The following is a 9,921-nucleotide window of genomic DNA, read 5'->3' on the forward strand; positions in this document are numbered from 1 at the left end:
GACACGACCAGGTACCGTTTCCCGCGTGCGCCTGGGCGTTCTCGACGTGGGTTCCAACACCGTCCACCTTCTGGTGGTGGACGCGCATCGTGGTGCCCACCCCATCCCGACGACGTCCGAGAAGACGATCCTGCGTCTGGCAGAGCAGCTGGACGCCCGGGGTCAGCTCTCCAAAACAGGTGCTGACCAGCTGGTTCGAGCCGTGGCCGCCGCGAAGGCGTCGGCGGAGCGGGCCGGCTGCGAGGACCTGATGGCGTTCGCGACCTCGGCCGTGCGCGAGGCGGGCAACTCCGCCGAAGTGCTCGACCGGGTGCGCACCGAGACCGGCGTGGACCTCAAGGTCCTCTCCGGCGAGGACGAGGCGAAGTACACCTTCCTCGCGGTCCGCCGCTGGTACGGCTGGTCCGCGGGCAAGCTGCTCTCCCTCGACATCGGCGGCGGCTCCCTGGAGCTCGCCATCGGCCGTGACGAGAACCCCGATCTGGCCTTCTCCGTGCCCCTGGGCGCGGGCCGGCTCACCAGGACCCGGTTCAAGAAGGACCCGCCCCGGCGCGCGGAGGTCCGCGAGACCACCGACTGGCTCGCCGAGCAGCTCGCGCCCGTGGCGCGGAAGCTGAAACGCGCGGGGGAACCCGATCGGGTGGTTGCGACCTCAAAAACTTTCCGAACGCTGGCGCGGCTCACCGGGGCCGCGCCGTCGTCTGCCGGGCCCAGGGCACGCCGAGTGCTCACCGACGCGGGCCTGCGGCAGCTGATCGCGTTCATCTCCCGGATGTCGGCCGGTGACCTCGCCGAACTGGAGGGCGTGAGCACCTCGCGCGCACACCAGCTCCTGGCGGGCGCACTGGTCGCGGAGGCAACGATGCGAGCCCTGTCACTCACGCAACTGGAGATTTGCCCCTGGGCGCTCCGGGAGGGTGTCATCCTCAGGCGGCTGGACCACACTGACGGGACGGACCAGAGCGATACTGGACGGACGCGACAGTCCGGGGCACGGTGGAGTTGATGAGTCGAGAGAGCGGATCGGACCAGACGCAGCGCACGGTCGCTGAGCTGCTCGCCCAGTACGGCGGCAGCCCGGAGAGTGCGCCACGTCGGCGACGCCGCCGGGCAGCTGACGACCCCGACGAGGCCCAGCAGCCGGAGACCGCGCCCCAGACGATCATCGAGCGGGTCCTGTCCGACAGCGGCCGGCTGATGGCGATCCGCGACGACGACGTGGCCCCGGCCGGCCGTCGCGCGGCTCCCGAACCCCCCGTCCCGCCCGCAGCGGCACCGCCCGCCGCCGAGCGCACGGCCTACCAGCCGAAACCGCCGGTGGCCCCGCCGGCGCAGCCGCAGGTCCGCAGACCGGCACCCGCCCCGGCACCCCCGCCTCCCGCCGCCGCGGAGCAGACGAGGCAGGTGCCGCAGGTGCGCGACCAGCCGTCGCGCTCCGACCTGCCCCGGCCCGAGGCCGCGCGCCCGGACGCGCCGTCGAGGCAGGACCTGTCCCGCCCGGACCTGTCCCGTCCCGACCTGAAGCGCCCCGACCTGTCCCGCCCGGACATGCCGCGCCCGGACGCCGTGGCCTCGCGCCTCGAGACGGGTTCGCCGTCGCGCACGAACATCACGCGCCCGGCACCGCCGCAGCCCCCGACGCCGACCCCGGTGCCCAAGCCCGGCATGCCCCCGCGCGAGGCGATGACCGAGCAGCTCCCGCGCATCCCGGCCAAGGCGCCGGTCGACAAGATCGCCGCCCTCGACACCGAGTCCGTGCTGATCGTGCCGCCCGCCCCGCGGAAGCTGCCGGAGCCGCTGCCGAACAACCAGCCGGACGCCTGGTTCGGTGACGACGACGACCCCGCGGCCAAGACCGTCCTGTCGATGCCGCCGATGGAGTCGACGGCGGCCCACCCCGCCCCGTACGTGGACGAGGACGACTCGCAGGAGTACGCCGCCTACCGCGCCGAGGACGACTACCTCGCCGACGACGAAGAGGAAGTGGACGAGGACGAGGTCCCGGCGGGCCTCGACGACGTCGAGGAGGCCGACGAGGACCTCGGCGACGGCCCCCAGCGCTCCCCCGGCAAGGAGTGGCTGATCATGATCGGCCAGCTGGCGGTCGGCGTGCTGGGCGGCGCGGGCCTGTGGCTCGCGTTCAACTACCTCTGGCGCGCGATCCCCGCCGCCGCACTGGTGGTCGCGCTGGCCGTTACCGTGGGCCTGGTGCTGCTGGTACGAAAGATCCGCCGAGCGGACGACCTCCAGACCACCGTCCTGGCCGTGCTGGTGGGCCTGATCGTGACAGTCTCACCAGCGGCGATGCTGCTGGTGAAGAGTTGACCGCCCGCATCCCGGTCGGGCTCTCCACGGCATCGGTCTACCCGCAGCCCGCCGGAGCGGCGTTCGAGATCGCCTCCGACCTGGGCTACGACGGCGTGGAACTGATGGTGTGGGCCGACCCGGTGTCGCAGGACATCCGTGCCGTGGACCGCCTGTCGACCCGATCGGGAATGCCGGTCCTGGCCGTGCACGCCCCGTGCCTGCTGATCTCGCAACGAGTCTGGTCCCCGGACCCGTCCGAACGCCTCAGGCGGGCGGTGGCGGCGGCCCAGGACCTGGGCGCACCCACAGTGGTGCTGCACCCGCCGTTCCGGTGGCAACGCAAGTACGCGGACGGCTTCGCGGACCTGGTCGCGTCACTGGAGGACGAGAGCGGCACAGCGATAGCCGTGGAGAACATGTTCCCGGTGCGCCGCCCACTGGGCCGAGGCCGCTCGGTGGAGATGAACGCCTTCAAACCCTCCGTGGACCCGACCGACGTGGGCCACCGGAACTACACGCTGGACCTCTCGCACTCGGCCGCAGCGCACATGGACGCGCTGGAACTGGCGAAGCGCATGGGCGACGGCCTGCGGCACATCCACCTGGCGGACGGCTCCGGCGCGCCGAAGGACGAGCACATGGTCCCCGGCCGAGGCACCCAGCCGTGCGCGGAACTGTGCGAGCTGGTGGCCAGGGCAGGCTTCGACGGCCAGGTGGTGCTGGAGGTCAACACCCGCCGCGCGGCGTCCCCGGCGGCCAGGCGGGAGATGCTGGCGGAGGCGCTGCTGTTCGCACGGCTGCACCTGGACTGGCCGGCGGAGGGCAACGGCACGGGAAAGGCTCGCCCACCCCTGCCGCGCTGACCGCCCGAACAGAACGAACTCACCTGACCGGCCACCGCCACACGCCCGATCCGACCTCGTCGCGCCCAGGAGCGCCCAGGTGCGGTGCACTGCCGGGAACGCCCAGGTGGGTGCCTGGCAGGCACGCTGACGCAGGGGTACCCCTGCGTTGTGGCTCCCCCGCGACCCAACGTACCGGGCAGGTCTGACACTCCGGCCGCGCTGAAAAAGGCCAGTTCAGGCACCTGCCGGGTACGGCCAGGGGCGATGCGAAGCGAGCCGGACAGCCTTGTGAACCGCTGGGAAGCGGTGTGCCCCAATCGCTATCGACGCGAAGCGGCGATGAACCCCGAAGCGTCGACACTGCCCGCGCAACCACCCCTCGCAAGGTGACCCGACGCACGGCCGGTGACCCCTCCGCTGGAACCGCAACCAGCCAACGCAAGCCGACCGGCAACACGACCTCACTCCCACCCGGCAAGTCGACTGGCGAGTTAGGGTTCCGGATGTGAACCCGCTGCGAGCGTTGATCATGGCCGCGTCTCGCAACGACGCGGTCCGCCACCTGGTCGCCAACGCCCCGATCAGCCGCGACGTCGTAAAACGCTTCGTAGCGGGCGAGTCCACCCAAGACGCCGTGGAGGCAGTCCGCGAACTGGGCCTGCCGGTGACCCTGGACTACCTGGGCGAAGACACGACAGACAAGTCCCAGGCCGAGAAGACAGTCCAGGCCTACCTGGAACTGCTGGACGCCCTGCACGCCGCCGGCCTGGCCGAGAACGCCGAAGTCAGCGTCAAACTATCGGCAGTGGGACAAGCACTCGACGAGTCGCTGGCCCTGACGAACGCGAGCCGCATCTGCGCGGCAGCCGAGCAGTGCGGCACGACGGTCACCCTCGACATGGAAGACCACACCACCACCGACTCGACCCTGCGGATCCTCCACGAGCTGCGCAGGACGTGGCCGTGGGTGGGCGCGGTGCTGCAGTCGTGCCTGCACCGCACGCTGGACGACTGCGGGCAGCTGGCGGGACCGGGCAGCAGGGTGAGGCTGGTCAAGGGCGCCTACGCGGAGCCGCCGGAGGTGGCGATCCAGGATCCGCACGAGGTGGACCTGAACTACGTGCGGTGCCTGAACGTCCTGCTGGCGGGTGAGGGGTACCCGATGTTCGCCACGCACGACCCCCGCCTGATCGAGGTGATCGGCGAGAGGGCACGCTGGTATGACAAAACGGAGTTCGAGTACCAGATGCTCTACGGCATCCGGACCGAGGAGCAGAAGCGCCTCGGCACTCGGGTCTACGTCCCCTACGGCGAGCAGTGGTACGGATATCTGATGCGGCGACTTGCGGAACGGCCTGCCAACGTGACTTTCTTCCTGCGGTCGCTGGCCAGCCGCTCATGACCTTCTCGAAGTCCAGTGCGGTCCGGTCGCTCGGTGACGGAACGTTCACGGCCTCCCTGCCCGCCGAGTGGACCGTCGGCCCCAAGCCCCACGGCGGCTTCCTGCTCGCCGTGATGACGCGCGCGGCGGCCCAGGTCGCCAACGGCGACCCGCTCGCGGTGTCGGCGCAGTTCCTGCGGGCGCCCGAGGTCGGGCCCGTGCTGGTCAGGACCGACGTGCGCAAGTCGGGGCGGACGGCGACCGTCATCGCGGTGACGCTGGAGCAGCGCGGTCAGGTGTGCGTCGAGGCCTCGGTGACGACGGGGCGGATCCCCGAGCACCGCGCCGACTACGCGAACCTGCCGTCGATCCCCGCCGCGCCGCCGCCCGGTGCGGTGGAGATGGCGACGTTCCCGACCGGTGGCGCCTACAAGGTGGGCGCTCTCTGCGACCTGCGGGTGGACCGGGAGAGCGCGACGTTCCTCGACCGTCGCACGGACGGGCCGCTGACGCTCAAGCTGTGGGCGCGGCCCCTCGACGAGCAGCCGGACCCCTACTTCGCGCTGCTCGCGGGTGACCTGTCGATGCCGGTGACGTTCAACCTCGGCCGCTTCGGGTGGTCGCCGACGGTGCAGCTGACGGCGTTGCTGCGGGCGCGGCCGGTACCGGGGTGGCTGCGCATCCACGTCACCTGCCAGGCGGTGCACGGGCAGTGGTTCGACGAGGACGCCACGGTCATCGACTCGGCCGGGCGGCTGGTGTGCCAGGCGAGGCAGCTCGCGCTGACACCCGCCGTCTGAGAGCGCTGTCCGAGGGCGCTGTCCGAGGGCGCTGTGTGAGACTTGACCGATGACGAAGATCGCGGTGCTCGGCGCGGGCAAGATCGGTGAGGCGCTGCTGTCCGGGCTCTTGCAGGGTGGCCGCGCGGCCACCGATCTGATGTTCACGGAGAAGCACGAGTCCCGGGCCCGCTCGCTCACCGGGCAGTACGGGTTCGAGGCCGTCACGGTCGCGGGCGCGGCCGAGAGGGCCGACGTGCTGATCGTGGCGGTCAAGCCGCAGGACATCGAACCGCTGCTCACCGAGCTGAGGCCGGTGCTGCGGGCGGGCACGCTCATCGTCTCGCTGTGCGCGGGCCTGCCGACGGCGCTGTTCGAGCGCAGGCTGCCCGAGGGCACGCCGGTGGTGCGGGTCATGCCCAACACGCCGATGGTCGTCGGCGAGGCCATGAGCGCGGTGTCCGGCGGGTCCAACGCCACGCCGGAGCACCTCAAGGTCGTCGAGGAGCTCCTCTCGACCGTGGGCAAGGTCGCGGTCGTGCCGGAGTCGCAGCAGGACGCGGTGACGGCGTTGTCCGGTTCCGGTCCCGCCTACTTCTTCTTCCTGGTCGAGGCGATGATCGACGCGGGCATCCTGCTCGGCATCCCGCGCGACCTGGCCTCCACGCTGATCATCCAGTCGGCCGTGGGGGCCGCGACGATGCTCAACGAGGGCTCGAACCACCCGGTCATCCTGCGCGAGGCGGTCACGTCCCCGGCGGGCACGACGATCATGGCGATCCGCGAGCTGGAGAAGCACGGCGTGCGTGCCGCCCTCCTCGCCGCCATCGAGTCCGCACGCGACCGATCGGTCGAACTCGGCAGGCAACACGAGGACTGAGCGAAGCTCACCTCGCTTGGACGTCGCAGGAGTCACACCAGTCCCGCTACTCTCAAGGCAGCACGTGCGTGTCGAACCGTCGGTGGGGAAGACCGACGGCACGACACGTGTCTAAGGATGCGGTGATTCATGCCTGCGAAGGAGAACGAACGAACAGGCCTCGCTCAGGTGCAGTTCCTGACCGTGGCCGAAGTGGCCTCGATGATGCGGGTCTCGAAGATGACCGTGTACCGGCTGGTGCACTCCGGCGAACTGCCCGCGGTGCGGGTGGGAAAGTCGTTCAGGGTGCCCGAGAAAGCCGTGCACGCCTACCTCGAGAACGCGTACTTCGACGCTGGCTGAAAGCTGGCGAACCCCGCCGGGTAGACTGGTAGGCCGATCGTGCTTACCGGCGCGCCGTGCTTGACACGGCCAAGGCTGGGGCGCGCCAGTCAAAGCAACGTCTAGAGCTAAGGAAATACGCATGGGCTCGGTCATCAAGAAGCGCCGCAAGCGCATGTCGAAGAAGAAGCACCGCAAGCTGCTGCGCAAGACCAGGGTCCAGCGCAGGAAGCGCGGCAAGTAAGCCCGCTAGCGCTCTGCCGCCGCCGGTCTCCTCTTGCAGGAGGCCGGCGGCGGTCGCGTTTCTCCTGGCGTGCGGCGGGAAGTTCACCCTTCGGGACGCTTGCGCGAAACCCTGGAACGTCACCTCCGTTCGGGTGATGAGGCCGTAAAGCCTGCGTGACCTGCGTCAAGACGGCGTTCCGGCCCCGCCCTGTTTCCGCTCCGGCTTGTAGCATCGACCAGTCGCACCGCCCTCGTGCTTGGAGTCGCATGACGCCCAAGGTCGTTCTCGTCACCGGAGTCAGCCGCTTCCTCGGCGGCCACCTGGCCGCGCGTTTCGCCGCGAACCCGGACATCGAGCGCGTGCTCGGCGTGGACACCGAGCCGCCGCCGCGCGACCTCCTGCGCAGGATGGGCAGGGCCGAGTTCGTGCGGGCCGACATCCGCAACCCGCTGATCAGCAAGGTCATCTCCACCGCGAACGTCGACACGGTCGTCCACGCGTCCGTCACCGCCAACCCGGCCGGGCCCACCGGTCGCACGGCGATGAAGGAGATGAACGTCATCGGCACCATGCAGCTGCTGGCCGCGTGCCAGAAGTCGCCGCGGGTGCGCAAGCTCGTCGTGAAGTCCACGAGCGCCGTGTACGGGTCCAGCAGCCGCGACCCGGCGGTGTTCACCGAGGACATGAGCCCGAGGGACCTGCCGTCGTCCGGGTACGCCAAGGACGCCGTCGAGGTCGAGGGGTACGTGCGCGGGTTCGGCCGCCGCAGGCCGGACGTCGACGTCACGACGCTGCGCTTCACCAACTTCATCGGGCCGCGCATCGACACGGTGCTGACCCGCTACTTCGCCCTCCCGGTCGTGCCCACGGTGCTGGGCTACGACGCTCGCGTGCAGCTGCTGCACTCCGAGGACGCGCTCGCCGTCCTGGAGCGCGCGACGCTGCACGAGCTGCCCGGTGTGTTCAACGTGGGCGGCGACGGCGTTCTGCTGTTGTCGCAGGCGATCAGGCGGGCGGGCAGGCTGAACCTGCCGGTGCCCAGTGCCGCCGTGCCCACGGTCGGTGGCTTCTTCCGGAGCGCCCGGCTCGTCGACTTCTCGCCCGACCAGATGAGGTTCCTCAACTGGGGGCGCGTGGTCGACACCACCCTGCTGAAGAAGGACTTCGGGTTCGCGCCGCGGTGGACCACCCAGCAGGCGTTCGACGACTACGTGAGCGGACGGGGCCTGAAGCCGCTCATCGACCCGGAGACCGTTGTCGCTGCCGAGCGGGGAATCCTCGACGCAGCGGCGCGTTTCCGCTGAGATCCGCGATGAGGAGATGAACGCAGTGGCAGGAGCACGCGTTATCCCGCTGCACGACCCGGAACGCGACGCCGCGCGCAGAGCGCGCCACGTCGAGGTGGTCCCGGAGCCGGAGCAGCAGTCCGCGACACCGGACTGGGAACGCAGGCTGACCGACCTGCTGTCGTTCGCACGCAGGCGGATCGCCGGCGACTACGAGGTCGACGAGTTCGGCTTCGACCGCGACCTCACCGAGAACGTGCTGATGCCGCCGCTGAAGCCGTTGTACGAGAAGTGGTTCCGGGTCGAGACGATCGGCCTGAACAACGTCCCGATGGCCGGGGGCGCGCTGATCGTGGCGAACCACTCCGGCACGCTGCCGCTCGACGCCCTGATGACGTCCTACGGCATCGCGTCCGAGCACCCGGCGCACCGGCCCCTGCGCGGGCTCGGCGCGGACCTCGTGTTCCGCACGCCGGTGCTCGGCGCGCTCGCGCGCAAGGGCGGCCAGACGCTCGCCTGCAACGCGGACGCCGAGCGCCTGCTGTCGTCCGGCGAGCTCGTCGGCGTGTGGCCGGAGGGCTTCAAGGGCATCGGCAAGCCGTTCAAGGACCGCTACAAGCTGCAACGCTTCGGTCGCGGCGGCTTCGTGTCGGCGGCGCTGAAGACGGGCGTGCCGATCATCCCGGTCTCGATCGTCGGTGCCGAGGAGATCTACCCGATGATCGGCGACATCAAGGCGCTGGCGCGGCTGTTCGGCTTCCCGTACTTCCCGGTGACGCCGTTCTTCCCGCTGCTCGGGCCGCTGGGCGCGATCCCGTTGCCGTCGAAGTGGTACATCGAGTTCGGCGAGCCGATCCGCACGGACGTCTTCGGCGAGAACGCGGCCGACGACCCGATGCTCGTCTTCAACCTCACCGACCAGGTGCGCGAGACGATCCAGCAGACCCTGTACCGGCTGCTCACCCAGCGTCGGAACGTGTTCCTCGGCTGACGAGGTCCTGGACCTCGGCGTAGCCGAACGCCTCGGCCGGCGGTTCCCCGTCGCGCACGGCACGTGCGGTCGCGACGGTGTGGTGCAGGGCGGCCCTGAACAGCAGTGACCCGGTGCTGATCCGCTTCACGCCGAGGTCGCCGAGCTCTTTCGGCGTGCGCTTCTGGGCCAGCACGTTCAACGGCGCCAGCGCCGCGAGCCGCTCGATGTCGCGCGGCCCGGTCAGGCCGGCCACGAAGATCCCGTCCGCGCCGGCGTCGACGTACCGCCGTGCCCGCTCCTCGGTCTCCTCGAGCGCGACGCCGAGCCAGTGGGTGTCGATGCGGGCGTTGAGGAACACGCCGGGCGCGCGTTCCTTGACGGCCGTGATCAACCGAGCCTGCTCCAGCGGGGACGCGAGCCCGTGCGGCCTGCCGTCCTCCAGGTTGACGCCCGCGACCCCGAGCCCGGCCACCAGCTCGCCGACCTCCTCCGGCACCGCGCCGAACCCGGACTCCAGGTCGGCCGTGACGGGGCAGGGCAGTCCGGCGAGCATCCGCGCGAGCCCCACGGCCTGCTCCCCGGCGAGCCCGGCGCCGTCCTCGATCCCGTGCGCGGCGGCGACGCCGAGACTCGTCGTGCCGATCGCGAGGAAGCCGCTCGCGTGCAGGGCGGCGGCGGAGGCGTGGTCCCAGGCGTTGGGGAGGACCAGCGGCTCGTCCTGCTCGTGCATGGCCCGGAACGCCATGTTCTTGGCGAGCCTGGTGGCGATGTCGCGGCCGGGGCAGGCGTGCGGGCCGTGGCCGAACGGGTGACCTTCGAGGCCGACCTCGATCGTGCCGTGCTCAGCGGCCCTGCGCGTGACCGGAACGGGCGGGGCGGGGTTCCCGGTGCGGAGGCGCTCCGCGAACGCGCGGGTGGCCGCC

General features: G+C 70.8%; 11 protein-coding genes. 10 read left to right on the forward strand and 1 reads right to left on the reverse strand.

The features are described 5' to 3' along the window. Positions 1–25 precede the first annotated feature (25 nt). From VM306_RS17735 to VM306_RS17780, 10 genes are all read left to right on the forward strand, one after another. Positions 26–1,006: a Ppx/GppA phosphatase family protein gene (locus tag VM306_RS17735; protein ID WP_325516147.1), complete on the forward strand. Its 981-nt coding sequence runs from the start codon at positions 26–28 to the stop codon at positions 1,004–1,006. Next, a complete protein-coding gene (locus VM306_RS17740) occupies positions 1,006–2,325 on the forward strand; it encodes a hypothetical protein (protein WP_325516149.1) in 1,320 nt (439 codons plus the stop codon). Before VM306_RS17735 ends, VM306_RS17740 begins: the two co-directional genes overlap by 1 nt. Further along, positions 2,322–3,170 (forward strand): sugar phosphate isomerase/epimerase, encoded by an 849-nt coding sequence (locus VM306_RS17745; RefSeq protein ID WP_325516151.1) that lies wholly within the window; start codon positions 2,322–2,324, stop codon positions 3,168–3,170. The genes VM306_RS17740 and VM306_RS17745 overlap by 4 nt, the downstream gene beginning before the upstream one ends. 487 nt (positions 3,171–3,657) lie before the next feature. Continuing rightward, on the forward strand, positions 3,658–4,554 hold the full coding sequence (locus VM306_RS17750; RefSeq protein ID WP_325516153.1) for a proline dehydrogenase family protein: 897 nt from the start codon (positions 3,658–3,660) through the stop codon (positions 4,552–4,554). Continuing rightward, the gene (locus VM306_RS17755) at positions 4,551–5,333 is read left to right on the forward strand and encodes a thioesterase family protein (RefSeq protein ID WP_325516156.1); all 783 of its coding nucleotides are present in this window, start codon (positions 4,551–4,553) and stop codon (positions 5,331–5,333) included. The genes VM306_RS17750 and VM306_RS17755 overlap by 4 nt, the downstream gene beginning before the upstream one ends. A gap of 49 nt (positions 5,334–5,382) precedes the next feature. Beyond that, on the forward strand, positions 5,383–6,192 hold the full coding sequence (proC, locus tag VM306_RS17760) for a pyrroline-5-carboxylate reductase (protein WP_325516158.1): 810 nt from the start codon (positions 5,383–5,385) through the stop codon (positions 6,190–6,192). Positions 6,193–6,321: 129 nt separating this feature from the next. Then, complete coding sequence (locus VM306_RS17765) at positions 6,322–6,534, forward strand: helix-turn-helix domain-containing protein (RefSeq protein ID WP_030477960.1); 213 nt, start codon at positions 6,322–6,324, stop codon at positions 6,532–6,534. 121 nt (positions 6,535–6,655) lie between these two features. After that, positions 6,656–6,757 (forward strand): 30S ribosomal protein bS22, encoded by a 102-nt coding sequence (locus tag VM306_RS17770; RefSeq protein ID WP_015105422.1) that lies wholly within the window; start codon positions 6,656–6,658, stop codon positions 6,755–6,757. 248 nt (positions 6,758–7,005) lie between these two features. Beyond that, positions 7,006–8,043 (forward strand): NAD-dependent epimerase/dehydratase family protein, encoded by a 1,038-nt coding sequence (locus VM306_RS17775; protein ID WP_325516161.1) that lies wholly within the window; start codon positions 7,006–7,008, stop codon positions 8,041–8,043. Positions 8,044–8,059: 16 nt separating this feature from the next. Further along, positions 8,060–9,016, forward strand: coding sequence for a lysophospholipid acyltransferase family protein (locus tag VM306_RS17780; RefSeq protein ID WP_325516163.1), 957 nt, complete (start codon positions 8,060–8,062; stop codon positions 9,014–9,016). Here VM306_RS17780 and VM306_RS17785 read toward each other — a convergent pair. Next, on the reverse strand, positions 8,985–9,921 hold a 937-nt coding region (locus VM306_RS17785; RefSeq protein WP_325516165.1), incomplete at its 5' end, for an isocitrate lyase/PEP mutase family protein. The two genes, VM306_RS17780 and VM306_RS17785, sit on opposite strands and share 32 nt — an antisense overlap.

It is taken from the genome of Lentzea sp. (genome assembly GCF_035525475.1).
GTDB lineage: Bacteria > Actinomycetota > Actinomycetes > Mycobacteriales > Pseudonocardiaceae > Lentzea.